This window comes from Streptomyces sp. NPDC060205 (assembly GCF_042728395.1).
Lineage (GTDB): Bacteria > Actinomycetota > Actinomycetes > Streptomycetales > Streptomycetaceae > Streptomyces.
Genome location: NZ_JBHWZP010000175.1, coordinates 1 through 19689 on the forward strand (window position 1 = coordinate 1; position 19689 = coordinate 19689).

Genomic DNA, 19689 nt, shown 5'->3' on the forward strand with positions numbered 1-19689 from the left:
GCCCTCAGTCGCGTACGGGAGCTGGTCAGCCGCCCAGGTGGTGGACGCGGACCATGTTCGTGGTGCCGGTGACGCCGGGGGGCGAGCCGGCCGTCATCACGACGATGTCGCCGTCGCTGAAGCTCTTGAGCTTGCGCAGTTCGCTGTCGACCAGCTCGACCATCTCGTCGGTGCTGTGCACGAACGGCACGACGTGCGACTCGACGCCCCAGCTCAGCGAGAGCTGGTTGCGGGTGCCCTCGTCCGTGGTGAACGCCTGGATCGGCTGGGCCGCGCGGTAGCGGGAGAGGCGGCGGGCGGTGTCACCGGACTTGGTGAACGCCACCAGGCCCTTGCCGCCGAGGAAGTCCGCGATCTCGCACGCGGCACGGGCGACGGAACCACCCTGCGTACGCGGCTTCTTGCCCGGCACGAGCGGCTGCAGGCCCTTGGAGAGCAGCTCCTCCTCGGCCGCGACGACGATCTTCGACATCGTCTTCACGGTCTCGATCGGGTACGCGCCGACGCTGGACTCGGCCGACAGCATGACCGCGTCCGCCCCGTCCAGGATCGCGTTGGCCACGTCGGACGCCTCGGCGCGCGTCGGGCGGGAGTTGGTGATCATCGACTCCATCATCTGGGTCGCGACGATCACCGGCTTGGCGTTGCGCCGGCACAGCTCCACGAGGCGCTTCTGCACCATCGGGACCCGCTCCAGGGGGTACTCGACGGCGAGGTCGCCACGGGCCACCATGACGCCGTCGAAGGCCGCCACGACGGCCTCCATGTTCTCCACCGCCTGGGGCTTCTCCACCTTGGCGATGACGGGGACCCGGCGGCCCTCCTCGTCCATGATCTTGTGGACGTCGTTCACGTCGTGGGCGTCGCGCACGAAGGACAGCGCGACCAGGTCGCAGCCCATCTGCAGGGCGAAGCGCAGGTCGTCGACGTCCTTCTCGGACAGCGCCGGCACGTTCACGGCCGTACCGGGCAGGTTGATGCCCTTGTGGTCCGAGATGACACCGCCCTCGATGACGATCGTCTTCACGTTCGGGCCGTCGACCTCGACGACCCGCAGCTCGACGTTGCCGTCGTTGATCAGGACCTGGTCGCCCTTGGCGACATCGCCCGGCAGACCCTTGTAGGTGGTGCCGCAGATCGACTTGTCGCCCGGGACGTCCTCGGTCGTGATGGTGAACTCGTCACCGCGCTCCAGCTCGACGGGGCCCTCGGCGAAGGTCTCCAGCCGGATCTTCGGGCCCTGGAGGTCGGCCAGGACGCCGATGGCGCGGCCGGTCTCCCGGGCGGCGGAGCGGACCCGCTCGTAGCGGCCCTGGTGCTCGGCGTGGGAGCCGTGGCTGAAGTTGAAACGGGCCACGTTCATGCCGGCCTCGATCAGCGAGACGAGCTGTTCGTGGGAGTCGACGGCGGGACCGAGTGTGCAGACGATTTTGGAACGGCGCATGGGGGCGATCCTATCGGTTTGTTTCGCTTCGGAATATTCCGTCTGGTGGAAGATACAAATGGGCGGGTGCGCGCTCAGGCGTGGACCCGACCGGCTGTTTTCCCGTCGTTCTCCCGGCAGACTTTTTAATGTTTTCGAGGCTTTTTCCGGCGGCTCAGGCGTTCCCGTCCGCCACGAGCGCGTACGTCTGGTGCGCGATCTCCAGTTCCTCGTCGGTCGGCACGACGGCCACCGCGACCCGCGCGCCCTTCGGCGAGATCAGCCGCGGCGCGTCGGACCGTACGGCGTTCAGGCCGCCGTCGACGGCCAGGCCCAGCGAGTCCAGACCCGCGATCGCGGCCTCGCGCACCGGGGCCGCGTTCTCCCCGACACCGGCCGTGAAGACCACCGCGTCGACCCGGCCCAGGACCGCGTAATACGCGCCGATGTACTTCTTCAGCCGGTGTATGTAGATGTCGAAGGCGAGCTGTGCCGCCGCGGCGTCCTCGCCGCCCTCGTCGATACGGCGGCGGATCTCCCGCATGTCGTTGTCACCGCAGAGTCCGAGCAGACCGCTCTTCTTGTTGAGCAGAGTGTCGATCTCGTCCGTGGACATTCCGCCGACGCGCGTCAAATGGAAGACGACCGCCGGATCCACGTCTCCGGAACGCGTACCCATCACGAGCCCCTCCAAGGGCGTCAGCCCCATGGAGGTGTCCACGCACCGGCCGCCCTCGACCGCCGACGCCGACGCGCCGTTGCCCAGGTGCAGCACGATGACGTTCACGTCCTCGGGCGCCCGCCCGAGGAGCTCGGCGGCCTTGCGGGACACGTACGCGTGCGAGGTGCCGTGGAAGCCGTACCGGCGGATGCGGTGCTCGTCGGCGGTCCGCACGTCGATCGCGTAGCGGGCGGCGGCCTCCGGCATCGTCGTGTGGAACGCCGTGTCGAAGACGGCGACCTGGGGGAGGTCCGGGCGCAGTGCCCGAGCGGTACGGATACCGGTGAGGTTGGCCGGGTTGTGCAGCGGCGCCACCGGGATGAGGCGCTCGATCTCGGCGAGGACCGCGTCGTCGACGACGGTCGGGCGCGTGAACTTCCGGCCGCCGTGCACGACCCGGTGGCCGATCGCGGCCAGCTCGGGGGAGTCCAGACCGAGTCCGTCCCTCGACAGCTCCTCCGCGACGGCCTTCAGCGCGGCCTCGTGGTCGGCGATCGGGCCGGTCGTCTCGCGGGAGTCGCCGCCCGACGCCAGCGGGGTGTGCTTGAGCCGGGAGGTCTCCTCGCCGATGCGCTCGACGAGGCCCGCGGCCAGCCGGCTGCCGTCGCCCATGTCGAGCAGCTGGTACTTCACCGAGGACGAACCGGAGTTGAGGACGAGGACGCGGGAAGCAAGAGGTGTCGAGCGCAGCTCGTCAGGCAGGGCGGCGGCGGGTGACGGGTGGGAGCTCACAGGACGGAAACCTTCGTGGTGGGGGTGGCGTCGGGGGAGGGGGCCTGCTCCGCGGGGTCGGCCGCGGGACGGGCCTGCGCCTGGATCGCGGTGATCGCGACCGTGTTCACGATGTCCCCGACGAGCGCGCCCCGGGACAGGTCGTTGACCGGCTTGCGCAGGCCCTGGAGGACCGGTCCGACGGCGATCGCGCCGGCGGAGCGCTGCACGGCCTTGTACGTGTTGTTGCCGGTGTTGAGGTCCGGGAAGATCAGCACGGACGCCTGCCCGGCGACCTTCGAACCGGGCAGCTTGGTCGCCGCTACGGACGGCTCGACGGCCGCGTCGTACTGGATCGGCCCCTCGATGCTCAGATCGGTCCGCCGCGAGCGGACCAGCTCGGTCGCCGTGCGCACCTTGTCGACGTCCGCGCCCGAACCGGACGTGCCGGTCGAGTACGAGAGCATCGCGATCCGCGGCTCGACACCGAACTGCTCGGCCGTGGCGGCGGCCTGGATGGCGATGTCGGCCAGTTGCTCGGCGTCCGGATCGGGGTTGACCGCGCAGTCGCCGTACACGAGGACCTTGTCGGCCAGGCACATGAAGAAGACCGAGGAGACGATGGAGGCCTCCGGCTTGGTCTTGATGATCTCGAAGGCCGGGCGGATGGTGGCCGCCGTGGAGTGCACCGAGCCCGAGACCATGCCGTCGGCGAGGCCCTCCTGGACCATCAGCGTGCCGAAGTAGTTCACGTCCGAGACGACGTCGTACGCCAGCTCCACGGACACGCCCTTGTGGGCGCGGAGTTCGGCGTACCGCTCGGCGAAGCGGTCGCGCAGCTCGGAGGTCTGCGGGTCGATCAGCTGGGCGGCGCCGAGATCGATGCCGAGGTCGGCGGCCTTCTTGCGGATCTGGTCGACGGGGCCGAGCAGGGTGAGGTCGCAGACACCGCGGCGCAGCAGCACCTCGGCGGCGTGCAGGACGCGCGGCTCGGTGCCCTCGGGCAGCACGACGCGCCGCTTGTCGGAGCGGGCCTGCTCCAGGAGCTTGTGCTCGAACATCATCGGCGTGACGCGGCCGCTGCTGGGCGCCGAGACGCGCCTGAGGAGGTCGCCGGTGTCCACGTACCGCTCGAAGAGGCCCAGCGCCGTCTCCGCCTTGCGGGGCGTCGACGCGTTCAACTTGCCTTCCATGGCGAAGAGTTCGGACGCCGTGAGGAAGGAGCCCGTCTCGACCGCGACCACCGGGGTGCCGGGGGCGAGGCGGGCGGCCAGGGTGAGGACGAGGTCGCTCGGGCGCTCGTTCAGGGTGAGCACCACGCCCGCTATCGGCGGGGTGCCGGCGCTGTGCGCGGCGAGGGCGCCCACCACGAGGTCGGCGCGGTCGCCGGGGGTGACGACCATGCAGCCCGGGGTCAGCGCGCCCAGGAAGTTCGGCAGCATCGCGCCGCCGAACACGAAGTTCAGGGCGTCGCGGGCGAGCCCCGCGTCGTCGCCGAGGAGCACCTTGCCGCCGAGGGCGTGGGTGATCTGGGCGACCGTCGGCGCGGAGAGCGCGGGCTCGTCCGGCAGGACGTGGCAGGGCACGGGCAGGCGGTTGTCGAGCAGGTCGTGGATGTCCCCGCGGTCGGCGGGGGCGACCCTGTTGACCACCATCGCCAGGACGTCGCAGCCCAGGCCGTCGTAGGCGCGGAACGCGTTGCGGGTCTCCGCGAGCACCGACTCCACGGTCTGCTTGCGGCCGCCCACCACGGGGATCACGGACGCGCCGAACTCGTTCGCCAGCCGGGCGTTGAGGGCCAGCTCGTCGGGGAACTGGGTGTCGGCGTAGTCGGTGCCGAGGACGAGGACCACGTCGTAGTCGCGGGCCACCGCGTGGAAACGGTCGACGAGCTGCGAGACCAGTTCGTCGGTGCCCTGGTCGGCCTGGAGCGCGGACGCCTCGTGGTAGTCCATGCCGTAGACCGTCGCCGGGTCCTGCGCGAGGCGGTAGCGGGCGCGCAGCAACTCGAAGAGCCGGTCGGGTCCGTCGTGGACGAGGGGGCGGAACACCCCCACCCGGTCCACCTGGCGGGTCAGGAGCTCCATGACTCCCAGCTCGATGACCTGGCGGCCGTCACCTCGGTCGATCCCGGTCACGTACACGCTGCGCGTCACGCGTGCTCTCCGTTTCCTCCGATGTCGGTAAGAACGCAGCCGACGTCGCCGGCTGAACCCTCTTGACAGTACCTCCGGGCCTGGCTAAGGCGCCCGTCAGACCAAGGGCGGACGGGCGCTCCACAGGGGCGGACACGGCCAAGGGGGGCTTGGCGGGGGCGTGAGCAGGGCGCGACGGCGGGTGCGGGGGCGCGAAGGGTGCGGACAGCGGCCCCCTGTGGCCCATGAAACAATCGGACTGGCTCTCAGGCACCCCAGGAGACACGGCCCCACAGCGAGCAGGAGACACAGCACGATGCGTATCGGAGTTCTTACCGCAGGCGGCGACTGTCCGGGACTGAACGCCGTCATCCGGTCGGTCGTGCACCGGGCCGTCACCAACTACGACGCCGAGGTCGTCGGGTTCGAGGACGGCTACGCGGGACTGCTCGAAGGCCGCTACCGCAACCTCGACCTGGACGCCGTCAGCGGCATCCTCGCCCGCGGCGGCACCATCCTCGGCTCCTCCCGGCTCCAGCGCGACCGCCTGCGCGAGGCCTGCGAGAACGTGCAGGATACGGCGCGCGAGTTCGGGATCGACGTCCTGATCCCGATCGGCGGCGAGGGCACGCTCACGGCGGCGCGGATGCTGTCGGACGCGGGCCTGCCCGTGGTCGGCGTCCCCAAGACGATCGACAACGACATCTCGTCCACGGACCGCACCTTCGGCTTCGACACCGCCGTCGGGGTCGCCACCGAGGCGATGGACCGCCTCAAGACGACCGCCGAGTCCCACCAGCGGGTGATGGTCGTCGAGGTCATGGGCCGCCACGCCGGCTGGATCGCCCTGGAGTCCGGCATGGCCGCCGGCGCCCACGGCATCTGCCTGCCCGAGCGCCCCTTCGACCCGGCCGACCTGATCAAGATGGTCGAGGAGCGCTTCGCACGCGGCAAGAAGTTCGCGGTCATCTGCGTGGCCGAGGGCGCGCACCCCGTCGCGGGCAGCATGGACTACGGGCACGGCGAGATCGACCAGTTCGGCCACGAGCGCTTCCAGGGCATCGGGACGGCACTGGCGTACGAGCTGGAGCGCCGCCTCGGCAAGGAGGCCAAGCCGGTCATCCTCGGCCACATCCAGCGCGGTGGCACGCCGACCGCGTACGACCGGGTGCTCGCGACGCGCTTCGGCTGGCACGCGGTGGAGGCGGCGCACCGCGGCGAGTTCGGCCGGATGACCGCGCTGCGCGGCACGGACGTCGTGATGGTGCCGCTGGCCGAGGCGGTCACCGAACTGAAGACCGTCCCGAAGGACCGCATGGACGAGGCGGAGTCGGTCTTCTAGCCGACAGCCGGTCTCCCGCTAGCGGGCAGCCGGTCTCACCCGTCGCCGTACCTCTCGGCGTCGCGCCGGATCGTCGACCAGAAGCGGTCGACGATCCGGTCCAGGAAGTCCCGGCCCGCGTCGTCGGCCTCGGCCGCCGCCGCGCCACCGCCCCAGCTCAGGGTCGGCACCATCCGCCCCTGGTACTCGGTGTGCAGGGCCCGCAGCGCGTGCCCCACGATCCGCCGCTCCAGCGTCAGCAGCTTGCCCACCGGGCGGACGTACGCCTGCCAGCGGGTCGTCACCGCGCCGCGCAGCATCATCGCCAGCTTCGGCTCACGGCCGGTGACCGTCACGTGGTCCGCGAGCGAGAGGTCGAGCACCCGGGCGAGCGCCGCCGACTGCCGCTCGCTGCCGCGCCACTCGTCGGCCTCCTCCATCCGTACGTACGCGAGGAGTTCGAGCCCCACGGCGCGTGCGACGTCCTCGGCGGGCAGACCGCGGGCGATCCGGTGCTCGCGCAACGTCCGCGGCGCGCCGATGAGTTCGCCCGGCGAGCACCACAACACGCCTGCGAGGGCGGTCAGTTCACCGTGGCCCGGGTTGACCAGGCCCCGCTCCCAGGCGTCGACCAGGTCGGGGGTCACATGGGGCAGCCCGAACGAGGTCCGTATCCCGTACGCGACATGCTCGGGACCCATGCCGAGGGCGATACGCAGTTTCCGGGCGGCGGGGGCGTCGAAGGGCGGGGTGGGCTGGGGGACCGACTGTTGGTGCACGGGCACAACGTAGGGGCACGGGGCTGCGATGACTACGGTCTGTTCGGCCAGGCTCACGGATTGTGCGAACCTACGATTTCGGACAGTTGTCCAGGGTGCGTGCGCGGCGTGCGAGGCACTCGGACCCCGGCGTATGCGCGGGCGACCGGTAGCGGTGGACGGGCGCCGGGAGGCTCCGGCACACGCCATGAGCAGCGGCTTCGGGCATATGCGGGTGGCGCTCGCCGAGCGCGGAGCGCGATCCTCCGGCGGGTGCGGTTCTGGGTGGCGGCCGGCGGGCACCGACGCTTCCGGCGCCCCTGGGGTGCGGGGGGTTCGCACAGGGAAGCGGGAAGCACGCGGCGTGAACCGGACGGTTGCCCGGCGCGTGAGCCGCTACGGGGCCGACAGTGACCAGGCGCCCGTGCGCGGTGCCGGGGTGTGATGAAGAACACTTCGCGATACAGCGCCACAAAGCGGGATCGAGTTCCTGAATGCCGAATTCCCGGATAAAAGCAGCCGGATTAAATCCGTTTAAGCGCGCGCTATCTCGATGTCGAGTTAATTATCGATCAGTGCTGCCGAAATATAAAGGGGTGCGGGTAAAGGTATGGACATGAGAAAACCCGCCTCCGGAAAGAACTTTCCGAAGGCGGGGTCGGGCAGTCGAAGCGGAACGCCGACTGCTACATCTCCGCCGATCCCGTGACGGTCCGGGGAAGCGTTCTCACCTTTCCGAACCGTGCCAGTTCCCGTTCCTCGGGGAATCGGTACTGGCGGTACCCGGTGGTGATCAGATCGAGATCCCGCAGCACTTTGACGGCGTTCTCTATGGTCCCCCGGCTGACGCACAGGGCCGCGGCCAGGTTGTCCTGCGACAGTCCTTCGATCATCCGCCCGTGCCGGGAGCAGGGGACGGCGCACCGGTCCAGGAGGTGGACGAACAGGCCGGCCAGTCTCTCCTCGGGTAAGAGGTTCCGCCGGTTGTAGACGCGCTCGCCCGCGACGAGCTGGTCGGTCAGGGCTCTGCCGAGGGCGGAGGCCAGCTGGCTGTTCTGCTCCATGAGGGCCCGCATCCGCGCGATCGGCAGGGCCAGCGAGAGGGTCCGGTTGAGGCACTTCGCGGTGGGGGCGTGCAGATCCTCGTTGAAGACCTCGGCGGCTCCGAGGACCGCTCCGCCGCCGTGTATGCGCACGGTGGTGTCCTCTCCGTACGCCGACTCCTCGTACACGCAGCCGGAGAGGACGATGTGCAGCGTCGAGGCGCCGGCTCCTCTGAGCTGTGTGTCGCGGGCGCTCGACCGGGTGGCCAGCAGGGCCATGAACTCATGGCGGTAGCGGGGCGAGAGCTGGGACAGGAACGGGTTGAGGTCGATGAGGGCCTGGATCGCCCGGGCCCCTGAGAGGTCGTGCTCGACGAGGCCTGTCTCCTCGTCGAAGGCGTACACGGAGTTGCCCAGGACCATCGGCTGCAGGCCGTCCTCGTGGTAGCGCCTGGGCAGGGGAGGCTTCCCCAGGAGACGGCTCGTGCCGCGCCTGCCGTCGGTGCGCGGATCCGTGTACTCCGTCCTGTCCTGCCAGGCCATCAGAGCGTTCCCTCCGGTGTGACGGTCGCGGGCCCGGTGGCCGACGCGGTGCCGGACGGGTCCGGCGACCCGGCGGGGGCCGCCGGACCCGTCGGCGCGGGCGCCGGCGGGGTGGTCTCCGGGGCGAGCGGCTCGATGATCTTCGGCAGGACGGCGAGGACGACGGCCAGGGCCGCGAGCGCCGCGGCGATGCGCGCGGGCTTGGAGGACAGGAACTTCACGATCAGCACAACAGTGCCCGCGATGATCGCGACGATCATTACGGAGGCGGTGAGAAAATCCACGACGCTACTACTTCCTCTGTTGCTGTTTGTTGTTTTTTGCCGGTCCAGCGTTGTAAAGCGCATGCAAGAGCGGAACCGAGAACGACTTGGTGGGTCGATCTACCGACCGGTGACGTCAGCTAAAGCCAGTACCGCTCTTGATCGGGCAGGATATAACACAGCCCCTGCGTCACGGAAATGTCATCTAGGGGCAGTGCTTTCCGGCGCGGTTTCGTGTAGGGCGCTTTCCCTAAAAATTTGTGATTACCGCCGGGTAGGAACGCGCTCTCCCGAATTTTGGGGAATGGGCTGTGCACTCGCGCCGTTAGATTCAGCGTGCTGACGTTGCGCCTTTGCCGGTCCAGCGGCAGCTCGTCGGGGCTGCCCCGAGGGTGGTGCCTCGGGGGGCCTCGACCCGGCGAGACGTGTGAGGCATGCCACACAGTGCTGTCGAGCCGTCTCCGCCCTCTCCGGCCACCGGGATCACAGGGGTCGCACAGAGGTCACACAGGGCTACCGAGGGATAACCCTCGGATCACCCGTCGGGGACTGACATGTACAAGTCAGCGGTGTCATTCTTCCCCCAGCCGCGGCCCGGTTTCCCCCACAGCCTGCCCGAGGTGACGGTCCCGCACCCCCTGCTCAGCTCGTCCCGGGCAGCACATCCCGTCTGTCCGGGCTGTCACCGGCCGCCGATCCGCGGCCGTCGCAGTAGGAGTACGAGTGAGACGAATCCCCCGCCAGGCGGCCGCGGCCGGAGCCCTGGTGGCCACCGCAGCCCTCCTCGCCGTCGGTGTACAGACGGTCCCCGCGGCCGCCCGCCCCGCCGCCCCCCACCCGAGCCCCGTGCGCAGCGGGGGCCTCACGGCCGAGCTGACCCCGGCCCAGCGCACCGCGCTCATCAAGAGCGCGGCGAAGAGGACCGGCGCGACCGCCGACTCCCTGGGCCTCGGTGCCAAGGAGAAACTGCTCGTCAAGGACGTCGTCAAGGACAACGACGGCACCCTGCACACCCGTTACGAGCGCACCTACGCCGGGCTCCCGGTCCTCGGCGGCGACCTGGTCGTGCACACCCCGCCCGCCTCCCGGGCCACCGGCACGGTGAGCACCACCTTCGCCGGGAAGCGCACCCTCAAGGTCTCCTCCCTCACCGCGACCTACGCCAAGACGGCGGCCGAGACCAAGGCCCTCAAGGCCGCCAGGGCCCTCGACGCCCAAAAGCCCACCGCCGACAGCGCCCGCAAGGTGATCTGGGCCGGCGACGGCACTCCGAAGCTCGCCTGGGAGACGGTCGTCGGCGGCCTCCAGGACGACGGCACCCCCAGCAGGCTGCACGTCATCACGGACGCGAGCACCGGGGCGAAGCTCCACGAGTTCCAGGACGTCAAGACCGGTACCGGAAACAGCCAGTACAGCGGCACGGTCAGCCTGAACACCACGCTCTCCGGGTCGACGTACCAGCTGTACGACACCACCCGCGGCGGCCACAAGACGTACTCGCTCAACAACGGCACCTCGGGCACCGGCACCCTGATGACCGACGCGGACGACGTGTGGGGCACCGGGTCCGGCTCGAACACCCAGACCGCCGGCGTCGACGCCGCCTACGGCGCCCAGACGACCTGGGACTTCTACAAGAACACGTTCGGGCGCAGCGGCATCAAGAACGACGGCGTCGCCGCCTACTCCCGCGTCCACTACAGCTCGGCGTACGTCAACGCCTTCTGGGACGACGACTGCTTCTGCATGACGTACGGCGACGGCTCGGGCGGCACCCACGCGCTGACCTCGCTCGACGTGGCCGGCCACGAGATGAGCCACGGTGTCACCTCCAACACCGCGAACCTCAACTACACCGGTGAGTCGGGCGGGCTGAACGAGGCGACCTCCGACATCTTCGGCACCGGTGTCGAGTTCTACGCCGCCAACTCCAACGACGTCGGCGACTACCTCATCGGCGAAGAGATCGACATCAACGGCGACGGCTCCCCGCTGCGCTACATGGACGAGCCCGACAAGGACGGCGGCTCCTCCGACAGCTGGTACTCCGGCATCGGCAACCTGGACGTCCACTACTCCTCGGGCCCCGCGAACCACATGTTCTACCTGCTCTCCGAGGGCAGCGGCAGCAAGGTCATCAACGGTGTCTCGTACAACAGCCCGACCTCCGACGGTGTCGCCGTCGCGGGCATCGGCCGGGCCGCCGCCCTGCAGATCTGGTACAAGGCGCTGACGACGTACATGACGTCGACGACGAACTACGCGGGCGCCCGCACCGCCGCCCTGAACGCGGCGACCTCCCTGTACGGGGCGAACTCGACGCAGTACGCGGGCGTCGCGAACGCCTTCGCCGGGATCAACGTGGGCAGCCATGTCACCCCGCCGACCGGTGGCGTCACCGTCACCAACCCGGGCAGCCAGTCCTCCGTCGTCGGCACCGCGGTCAGCCTGCAGATCTCGGCCAGCAGCACCAACAGCGGCTCACTGTCCTACGCCGCCACCGGCCTGCCCACCGGCCTGTCGATCAGCAGTTCCGGCGCGATCACCGGGACCCCCACCGCCGCCGGGACGTACAGCACCACGGTCACCGTCACCGACAGCACCGGCGCGAGTGGCACGGCGTCCTTCACCTGGACCGTCAGTTCCACCGGCGGCGGCACCTGCACCTCGGCGCAGCTGCTCGGCAACGCGGGCTTCGAGTCCGGCAACACCACCTGGACCGCGACCAGCGGTGTCATCACCAACGACACCGACCAGGCGGCCCACGGAGGTTCGTACAAGGCCTGGCTCGACGGGTACGGGTCCACGCACACCGACACGCTGTCCCAGTCGGTGACCATCCCCGCCGGCTGCAAGGCCAGCTTCACCTTCTGGCTGCACATCGACACCGCGGAGACGTCCACGAGCACCGCCTACGACAAGCTCACCGTCACCGCGGGCTCCACCACCCTGGCCACCTACTCCAACCTCAACAAGGCCACGGGGTACGTCCAGAAGACCTTCGACCTGTCCTCCTACGCGGGCTCCACCGTCGCCCTGAAGTTCAGCGGCGTGGAGGACACCTCACTGCAGACCAGCTTCGTCGTCGACGACACGGCCGTCACGACCAGCTGATCCCGTAGGAGTCCGTGTCCCGGGCGGGGCGGTCAGCCCTTGACCGCCCCGCCCAGCGCGAACCCCCCGCCCAGCTTCCGGGCCACCAGCACGTACAGCAGGATCACTGGGGTCGAGTAGATGATCGAGAACGCGGCCAGCTGCCCGTAGACCACCGTCCCGCGGTTGCCGAAGAAGTCGTTGATGCTCACCGACGCCGGCATCTGCTCCGGCGAGAGCAGCAGCATGAAGGGGACGAAGAAGTTCCCCCACATCGCCACGAACGAGAAGACGGTCACCACCGCGATCCCCGGGCCCATCAGGGGCAGCACGATCCGCAGCAGCGACTGCAACGAGGACGCCCCGTCCGTCCAGGCCGCCTCCTCCAGCTCCTTCGGCACGCCGTCCATGAAGTTCTTCATCAGCCAGATGGCGAACGGCAGTTGGGAGGCGGTGAAGAAGAAGATCGTGCCCTGCATGGTGTCGATCAGGTTCACCTGCACGAACAGCGCGTACACCGGAACCATGATCGCCGTGATCGGCAGGCTCGTCGCGAAGATGATGGTGAGCAGGAACGGGCGGTTCAGCCGGGACCGGAACCGCGACAGCGGATACGCGGCCAGCGCCGCGCAGACCACCGTCAGCAGGGTCGCGCCGCCGCACAGGATCAGACTGTTGAGCAGCGGGGTGAAGGTGATGTCCGGCTTCAGGACCGCGTCGAAGTTGTCGAGCGTGACCCCGTCCGGCAGCTTCACCTTCAGTCCGGCGTGCGGGTCCAGGGAGGACAGGATCACCCAGGCCAGCGGCAGCACGAAGGCCGCCGCGACGAACAGGAGGCTCGCGTCGGCCGCGTAACGGCGGTTGGCGCGGCGGGCGTTGAGGGTCGTACGCGCGGCCATCTCAGACCTCCGTCCGCAGCAGGCGCAGATAGACCAGGGAGAAGAGGGAGCCGACCACCAGCAGGAGGAGGGCGACGGCGGTCCCGTAACCGATCATGCTCTTCTGGAAGGCCTGCTCGTACATGAACAGCGGGAGGGTCTGGCTGCGGTTGCCCGGACCGCCCCTCGTCATCACCCAGATCAGCCCGAACACCGACAGCGTCTGCAGGGTGTTGAGCATCAGGTTCGTGCCGATGGAACGGCGGATCATCGGCAGCGTGATGTGCCACATCCGGCGCCAGCCGCCCGCGCCGTCCACCTCCGCCGCCTCGGTGATCTCCTTCGGGATCTCGTTCAGGGCCGCCGAGTAGACCAGCATCGAGAAGGCCGTGCCGCGCCACACGTTCGCGAACGACACCGCCAGGATCGGCAGCGTGAACAGCCAGTTCTGGGACGGCAGATGCAGCCAGTCGAGGATCGCGTTCAGTGTGCCCTCGCGGCGGAAGAAGGCGTACAGGAGGAAGCCGGCCACGACCTCGGGCAGCACCCAGGCCGTGACGACGATCCCGCCGGTGAGCGTACGGACCGGCTTCGACGCGCGCTGCATCAGCGCGGCCAGGGCCAGCCCCAGCGTGTTCTGGCCGACGATCGAGCTGAGGAACGTGAAGACGAGCGTCAGCCATACGGCGTTGAGGAACGCGTCGTCCTCGAACGCCGTACGGAAGTTGTCGAACCCGGTGAAGGACGACTCGGCCTGGCCGGTGAGCTGCAGATCGGTGAAGGCGATGTACGCGCAGTACGCGATCGGCCCGGCCAGGAACAGGACGAGGACGACGAGGGCGGGGGTGACGGGGAGGGCCCGGGTGAGGGTGCGCAGCCGCGGAGCGCGGCTGGTACCGCTCTCCTTGACGACCACCGTGCGCTCACCGGGACCGGCCTCCCGCTGACTTACGACCACACTGTGCTCACTTCTCGCCTTGCCGTGCTCACTTCTTGATGACCTGGTTGTCCGTGACCGACTTCAGTTCCTCGTCGTAACCCTTGGCGGCCTCCTCGACCGAGCTGTCGCCCGTCGTCACGCCCTCCATCGCCTCCTGGATGGCCGTGGAGACCTTCGGGTACGCGGGGTAGGCCGGGCGGTAGTGCGTGTTCGCCACCAGGCCCGTGAAGAACGCGATGCCGGGCTGCGCCTTCGCGTACGCCGGGTCCTCCGCCACGTCCGTGCGCACCGCGATACCGGAGTTGGCGATGTACCACTTCTGGGCGTTCGCCTTCGTCTGCATCGTCTTGATGAACTCGAAGGCCAGGTCGGGGTTGGCCGCCTTGCTGGGGATGGCCCAGGTCCAGCCGCCCGACATGCTCACCTTGCCGGGTGACTGACCGGCCTGGGTGGGCATGTACGCGAGGCCCAGCTTCTTCGACCACTCCGGCCACTCGTGGCCGCTGCCCTTCAGCCAGTCCTGCGGGAGCCAGGAGCCGTCGAGGTTGATGCCGAGCTTGCCCTGGGGGAGGAGTTCACCGCGGACGCTGGTCGCGAAGTTCGGGTCGAGGGCGTCCGAGACGTCCGGGCCGAGCTTCTCCTTGAAGACCGTCTCGACGAACTGCAGCGAGTCCTTGAACCCCTGGCTGCCGGTGATCCACTTCTTGGACGCCGTGTCGTACAGCGGGCTCTCCGTGGCGCCGGTCGCCGTCCCGTACAGGAGCATCTCGAAGCCCTGCATGGTGGCCGCCTCGCCCGCGGGCTTGCCCGTGTACACGTTCATGGGCGTGACGTCCGGGACCTTCTCCTTGATCGTGCGGGCCGCGTCGAGGATGTCGTCCCAGGTCTTCGGCTGCCAGTTCGCGGGCAGGCCCGCCTCCGCGAAGATGCCCTTGTCGAACCAGAGGCCCCGGGTGTCCGTACCGTCCGGGACGCCGTACGTCTTCCCGTCCTCCGCCTGCGCCGCCGACTTCGCCGTGTCGATGAACTGGCCCCAGTCGTCCCACTTGTCGAGGTACGGGTCCAGCGGCTTGAGGTAGCCGCTCGTGATGTCCGAGTTGATGAGGAAGGTGTCCTCGTAGACGAGGTCCGGCGCGGTCTTGGGGGAGCGGAGCATCTGCTGGAGCTTCGTGTAGTACTCCGAGTCCGGGGCCTTGATCGGGACGAGCTTGACCTCCTTGCCCGGGTTGGCCTTCTCGAACTCCGTCTTGATGTCCGCGAGGTACGTGTCCAGGACGCGCACGGAGTTGTCCATCGACTGTTTGTAGGAGATCTCCACGGTGTCCGGATCACTGCCGGAACCGCTGCCGCAGGCGGTGAGCGCGGAGGCGGCGAGCAGGGTCGCGAGAAGGAACGGAGTGGGGGTGGGACGCACGGGTACGACCTCCTGCCGGCCGACGTCTTTGTGGCCGTTGTTCGATGGCCCGAACGTAAGAGGAGCGGTCGCGTCAGGTCAATGACCTTGCGCGACTGCTCCGTTACGGTCGTGTCTCATCGTGCCCCTTCGCGCCCGGTCGCGGCCCGTAGATGTCCCGTAGCTCCGCGTAGTCTCTCATATGGCCCGATTGTTCGGCCGCCCGGGACCGGTCACCCCTTCACCCACCGGTACTGCAGCTCGGGCCGGCCCACCTGTCCGTACTGAGGACTGCGGCCCGCGCGCCCCGCGTCCACCAGATGCTCCAGATACCGGCGGGCCGTGATCCGCGAGATGCCGACGGCCCCCGCGACGCCCGTCGCCGTCAGCCCCTCCGCGTGGTCGCGCAGCGCGCGCGTGACCTTCTCAAGAGTGGGCGCGCTCAGGCCCTTCGGCAGGGCGGCCGGGCCCGGCGCCCTCAGCGTGGCGAGGGCCCGGTCGACCTCGTCCTGACCGCTGGCCTCGCCGGCGGCCGCGTGGAACTCGGCGTAGCGGATGAGGCGGTCGCGCAGGGTGGCGAAGGTGAACGGCTTCAGTACGTACTGCACGACTCCGAGCGACACGCCCTCCCGTACGACCGTGAGGTCGCGCGCGGACGTCACCGCGATCACGTCCGCGTGGTAGCCGGCGGCGCGCAGCGAACGGGCCAGCTGCAGGCCGTGCACGTCCGGGAGGTGCAGGTCGAGGAGGAGGAGGTCCACGGGGGTGCGGTCCAGGGCGCGTCTGGCTTCCGCGCCGGTGTGGGCTTTGCCCACCGCGGTGAATCCTGGCACGCGGTCCACGTAGAGGACGTGGGCGTCCGCGGCTACGGGGTCGTCCTCTACGACCAGGACGCGGATGTCCTGGCCGGACGAAGGGGTGCTCATGGGGTGCCTCCGTGTGGCGTGGGCGGGGCTTGTGTTGTGGCCCCGGCCCCTGACTCGGCACCGGCTTCTGGCTCCGGCCCCCGCCCTGTCCCTGGCCCTGGACCGGAGGCGGGTTCGGGTTTCGGGTGCGGGTCCGTGGGGGCTGGTCGCGCAGTTCCCCGCGCCCCTTCGGGGGGGAGGGGGCTGGCGTTGGGTTGGGGGTGCGGGTTGGTGGGGGTTGGCCGCGCCGTTCCCCGCGCCCCTTCAGGGCGAGGGGGTGCGGGGGCCTTTTCGGAGTGCGGGTCGGTGGGGGCCGGTTGCGCAGTTCCCCGCGCCCCTTCAGGGCGGAGGGGGCTGGCGTCGGTTTGCGGTTGCTGGGGGGTGGGGGGCAGGGGGAGGCGTACCTCGAAGGATGCGCCTCCTTCGGGGGCCTCCGTCATCGTCAGGGTGCCGTTGTGGCGGGATACCGCCTGGCGGACCAGGGCCAGGCCGAGGCCGCGTCCGCCGGGGCCCGACGGCTTCGTCGACCAGCCGCGCTGGAAGACCTCCTCCGTGTGGGCCGGGTCCACCCCCGCCCCGGTGTCCGTGACCCGCAGGACCAGGCCCGTCGTGTCCGCGAGCGCGGTGACGGTGACCCGGGCGCCCACCGAGCCCTGCGCCGCGTCCACGGCGTTGTCGATCAGATTGCCCAGGACCGTCACCAGGTCACGGGCGGTGAGGGAGGCCGGGAGGACGCCGTCGTCGATGCTGCTGTCCTCGGAGACGACCAGTTCCACACCGCGCTCGTTCGCCTGGGCCGTCTTGCCCAGCAGCAGCGCGGCGAGCACCGGCTCGCTGACCGCCGCGACGACCTGGTCGGTCAGGGCCTGCGCCAGCTCCAGCTCGGCCGTGGCGAAGTCGACCGCCTCCTCGGCCCGCCCCAGCTCGATCAGCGAGACGACCGTGTGCAGCCGGTTCGCGGCCTCGTGGGCCTGTGAGCGCAACGCCGTCGTGAAGCCCCGCTCGGAGTCCAGCTCGCCCATCAGGGACTGCAGCTCGGTGACATCGCGCAGGGTCACCACCGTGCCCCGGCGCTCACCGCCCGACACCGGCGAGGTGTTCACGACGAGCACCCGCGACTCGGTGAGATACACCTCGTCCACCCGCGGCCCGCCCGACAGCAGCGCCCCCGTCAGCGGAGCGGGCAGTTCCAGCTCCGCCACCGAGTGGCCCACCACGTCACCGCGCACCCCCAGCAGCTCGCGCCCGCCGTCGTTGATCAGCGCCACCCGGAACTGCCCGTCCAGCATCAGCAGCCCCTCACGCACCGCGTGCAGCGCGGCCTCGTGGTAGTCGTGCATCCGGCTCAGCTCGGCCGCGTTCATCCCGTGCGTGGAGCGGCGCAGCCGGGCGTTTATGACGTACGTGCCGATGGCGCCCAGCGCCAGCGCCGCCGCGGCCACCCCGAACAAGGCCTTGACCTGGTCCTCGACCCGCGCGCTGATCTCGTCGACCTTGATCCCCGCACTGACGAGGCCGACGATCCGGCCCCCGTCGTGTATCGGCGTGACCGCCCGCACGGACTCGCCGAGCGTCCCGGTGTACGTCTCGGTGAAGGACTGGCCCAGCAGCGCCCGGTCGGTGTGCCCCAGGAAGTGCTTGCCGATCAGCTCCTCGTTGGGGTGGGTCCAGCGGATGCCCTCGGGATCCATGATCGTCACGAAGTCGACCTGCGCGCCGCGCGTCACCGCCTGCGCGTACGGCTGGAGCGTCCTCGTCGGGTCCGCGGTGCGGATGGCCTCCCGTACCGAAGGGGAGGCCGCGACCGAGCGCGCCACCCCCATGGCCTGGCGGCCCGCCGCATCCTCGGCCTGGCTGCGGTCGCTGATGTACGTGAAGAGCGCGCAGCCCGCGACCACGACGGCGACGAGCACGGCCTGCATGGCGAAGAGCTGCCCCGCCAGGCTGCGAGGACGTGGGGCTCGGGGGAGGCGCATGGCAACAGTGTGCCCGCCAGGAAATGTGTGAACGAAATGAACGGAAGGGTGACCGCCCTCACACGCCGGGAGATAGTCACCGACAACCCCCGGACGTGAGCCGCACGCCGGATGATGCCGACGACGTCGTCAAGGAGGGCAGCCGTGACCAGCACACCCGATACGGCACCTGCCGCTCCCGCAGCCAAGCGGGACCGCACGCACTATCTGTACATCGCGGTGATCATCGCCGTGGCCGCCGGTATCGCGGTGGGTCTGATCGCCCCCGATTTCGCGGTGAAGCTGAAGCCGATCGGTACCGGCTTCGTGAACCTGATCAAGATGATGATCTCGCCGATCATCTTCTGCACGATCGTCCTGGGCATCGGCTCGGTACGCAAGGCCGCCAAGGTCGGCGCGGTGGGCGGCATCGCGCTCGGCTACTTCGTGGTCATGTCGTTCGTCGCACTCGCCATCGGCCTGGTCGTCGGCAACATCCTGGAGCCCGGCACGGGCCTCGCGGTGACCGACGCGATCAAGGACGCCGGCCAGGGACAGGTCGTCGAGGCCAAGAACACCGAGGAGTTCCTGCTCGGGATCATTCCCACCACGATCGTCTCCGCCTTCACCGGCGGCGAGGTCCTGCAGACCCTGCTCGTCGCGCTGCTCACCGGCTTCGCCCTGCAGGCCATGGGCTCCTCCGGTACGCCGATCCTGCGCGGCATCGAGCACATCCAGCGCCTGGTCTTCCGCATCCTCGCCATGGTGATGTGGGCGGCGCCCATCGGTGCGTTCGGCGCGATCGCGGCCGTGACCGGCTCGGCGGGTGTGGACGCCCTCAAGAGCCTCGCCGTCCTGATGCTCGGCTTCTACGTCACCTGCTTCCTCTTCGTCTTCATCGTGCTCGGCGCGCTGCTGCGGATCGTCGCGGGCCTGAACATCTTCCTGCTGCTCAAGTACCTGGGCCGGGAGTTCCTGCTCATCCTGTCCACCTCCTCCTCGGAGTCGGCGCTGCCGCGGCTCATCGCGAAGATGGAGCACCTGGGCGTCAGCAAGCCGGTGGTCGGTATCACCGTTCCGACCGGCTACTCCTTCAACCTCGACGGCACCATGATCTACATGACCATGGCCTCGCTGTTCATCGCCGACGCCATGGGTACGCCGATGGCCATCGGTGAGCAGATCCCGCTGCTCCTGTTCCTGCTGGTCGCCTCCAAGGGCGCGGCGGGTGTCACCGGCGCGGGTCTGGCCACCCTGGCGGGCGGTCTGCAGTCCCACAAGCCGGCGCTGGTCGACGGCATCGGCCTGATCGTCGGCATCGACCGCTTCATGAGCGAGGCGCGCGCCCTGACGAACTTCGCGGGCAACGCGGTGGCGACGGTCCTGATCGGTACGTGGACCAAGGAGATCGACCGGCCCCGGGTGGACGAGGTGCTCGCGGGGCGGATCCCGTTCGACGAGACGACGCTGCTGGACGACGGCCACGGGGGTTCGGCGGACGGGTCCGCCGGTGTACCGGATCAGCCCGAGGCGGGCGACAAGGAACTGGCGAAGGCGTAGCGCTCCGCTGTCCGCACCGAGCCATTCCCTTCCCCCCGCCGCCGGCG

At 69.6% G+C, this 19689-nt stretch carries 14 protein-coding genes; 3 read left to right on the forward strand and 11 right to left on the reverse strand.

Annotation, left to right across the window (positions count from 1 at the left end; genetic code table 11):
- Positions 1-25 precede the first annotated feature (25 nt).
- The 3 genes from pyk to pta all read right to left on the reverse strand — a co-directional run bounded on the left by pyk (position 26) and on the right by pta (position 5011).
- Positions 26-1444 carry a pyruvate kinase gene (pyk, locus tag ACFWGJ_RS27015; RefSeq protein ID WP_387329385.1) on the reverse strand — a complete coding sequence of 473 codons (1419 nt, stop codon included), beginning with the start codon at positions 1442-1444 and terminating at the stop codon, positions 26-28.
- Positions 1445-1598: 154 nt separating this feature from the next.
- Positions 1599-2876: an acetate kinase gene (locus tag ACFWGJ_RS27020; protein ID WP_387329388.1), complete on the reverse strand. Its 1278-nt coding sequence runs from the start codon at positions 2874-2876 to the stop codon at positions 1599-1601.
- Complete coding sequence (gene pta, locus ACFWGJ_RS27025; protein WP_387329391.1) at positions 2873-5011, reverse strand: phosphate acetyltransferase; 2139 nt, start codon at positions 5009-5011, stop codon at positions 2873-2875. Before pta ends, ACFWGJ_RS27020 begins: the two co-directional genes overlap by 4 nt.
- Before the next feature lie 295 nt (positions 5012-5306).
- Between pta and ACFWGJ_RS27030 the strand changes: the two genes are divergently transcribed.
- The gene (locus tag ACFWGJ_RS27030) at positions 5307-6332 is read left to right on the forward strand and encodes an ATP-dependent 6-phosphofructokinase (protein ID WP_387329394.1); all 1026 of its coding nucleotides are present in this window, start codon (positions 5307-5309) and stop codon (positions 6330-6332) included.
- 35 nt (positions 6333-6367) lie between these two features.
- Here ACFWGJ_RS27030 and ACFWGJ_RS27035 read toward each other — a convergent pair whose 3' ends face one another.
- The 3 genes from ACFWGJ_RS27035 to ACFWGJ_RS27045 all read right to left on the reverse strand — a co-directional run bounded on the left by ACFWGJ_RS27035 (position 6368) and on the right by ACFWGJ_RS27045 (position 8915).
- Positions 6368-7096 (reverse strand): helix-turn-helix domain-containing protein, encoded by a 729-nt coding sequence (locus ACFWGJ_RS27035; RefSeq protein WP_387329397.1) that lies wholly within the window; start codon positions 7094-7096, stop codon positions 6368-6370.
- A gap of 659 nt (positions 7097-7755) precedes the next feature.
- Positions 7756-8655 (reverse strand): Crp/Fnr family transcriptional regulator, encoded by a 900-nt coding sequence (locus ACFWGJ_RS27040; RefSeq protein WP_387329400.1) that lies wholly within the window; start codon positions 8653-8655, stop codon positions 7756-7758.
- Entirely contained in the window at positions 8655-8915 is a 261-nt protein-coding gene (locus ACFWGJ_RS27045; RefSeq protein ID WP_387329403.1) for a hypothetical protein, read from the reverse strand. Before ACFWGJ_RS27045 ends, ACFWGJ_RS27040 begins: the two co-directional genes overlap by 1 nt.
- Positions 8916-9641: 726 nt before the next feature.
- Here ACFWGJ_RS27045 and ACFWGJ_RS27050 point away from each other — a divergent pair.
- Complete coding sequence (locus ACFWGJ_RS27050; RefSeq protein WP_387329406.1) at positions 9642-12032, forward strand: M4 family metallopeptidase; 2391 nt, start codon at positions 9642-9644, stop codon at positions 12030-12032.
- Between the two features lie 32 nt (positions 12033-12064).
- Here the strand turns inward: ACFWGJ_RS27050 and ACFWGJ_RS27055 are convergent, their stop codons facing one another.
- The 5 genes from ACFWGJ_RS27055 to ACFWGJ_RS27075 form a co-directional block, all read right to left on the reverse strand.
- Positions 12065-12910 (reverse strand): carbohydrate ABC transporter permease, encoded by an 846-nt coding sequence (locus ACFWGJ_RS27055; protein WP_387329409.1) that lies wholly within the window; start codon positions 12908-12910, stop codon positions 12065-12067.
- A gap of 1 nt (position 12911) precedes the next feature.
- The gene (locus ACFWGJ_RS27060; RefSeq protein ID WP_387329422.1) at positions 12912-13805 is read right to left on the reverse strand and encodes a carbohydrate ABC transporter permease; all 894 of its coding nucleotides are present in this window, start codon (positions 13803-13805) and stop codon (positions 12912-12914) included.
- Between the two features lie 70 nt (positions 13806-13875).
- Entirely contained in the window at positions 13876-15243 is a 1368-nt protein-coding gene (locus ACFWGJ_RS27065) for an extracellular solute-binding protein (protein ID WP_387329412.1), read from the reverse strand.
- A gap of 212 nt (positions 15244-15455) precedes the next feature.
- Entirely contained in the window at positions 15456-16148 is a 693-nt protein-coding gene (locus tag ACFWGJ_RS27070; protein ID WP_387329414.1) for a response regulator, read from the reverse strand.
- Positions 16145-18103: an ATP-binding protein gene (locus ACFWGJ_RS27075; protein WP_387329417.1), complete on the reverse strand. Its 1959-nt coding sequence runs from the start codon at positions 18101-18103 to the stop codon at positions 16145-16147. The genes ACFWGJ_RS27070 and ACFWGJ_RS27075 overlap by 4 nt, the downstream gene beginning before the upstream one ends.
- A 144-nt stretch (positions 18104-18247) precedes the next feature.
- Between ACFWGJ_RS27075 and ACFWGJ_RS27080 the strand changes: the two genes are divergently transcribed.
- The gene (locus ACFWGJ_RS27080; RefSeq protein WP_387329420.1) at positions 18248-19642 is read left to right on the forward strand and encodes a cation:dicarboxylate symporter family transporter; all 1395 of its coding nucleotides are present in this window, start codon (positions 18248-18250) and stop codon (positions 19640-19642) included.
- Positions 19643-19689: the final 47 nt, after the last annotated feature.

Bases quoted from the DNA above. Each gene is read 5' to 3' on its own strand.
- ACFWGJ_RS27055 (WP_387329409.1), bottom strand. From the start codon at position 12,910: ATGGCCGCGCGTACGACCCTCAACGCCCGCCGCGCCAACCGCCGTTAC.
- ACFWGJ_RS27075 (WP_387329417.1), bottom strand. From the start codon at position 18,103: ATGCGCCTCCCCCGAGCCCCACGTCCTCGCAGCCTGGCGGGGCAGCTC.
- pyk (WP_387329385.1), bottom strand. From the start codon at position 1,444: ATGCGCCGTTCCAAAATCGTCTGCACACTCGGTCCCGCCGTCGACTCC.
- ACFWGJ_RS27030 (WP_387329394.1), top strand. From the start codon at position 5,307: ATGCGTATCGGAGTTCTTACCGCAGGCGGCGACTGTCCGGGACTGAAC.
- ACFWGJ_RS27040 (WP_387329400.1), bottom strand. From the start codon at position 8,655: ATGGCCTGGCAGGACAGGACGGAGTACACGGATCCGCGCACCGACGGC.
- ACFWGJ_RS27045 (WP_387329403.1), bottom strand. From the start codon at position 8,915: ATGATCGTCGCGATCATCGCGGGCACTGTTGTGCTGATCGTGAAGTTC.
- ACFWGJ_RS27070 (WP_387329414.1), bottom strand. From the start codon at position 16,148: ATGAGCACCCCTTCGTCCGGCCAGGACATCCGCGTCCTGGTCGTAGAG.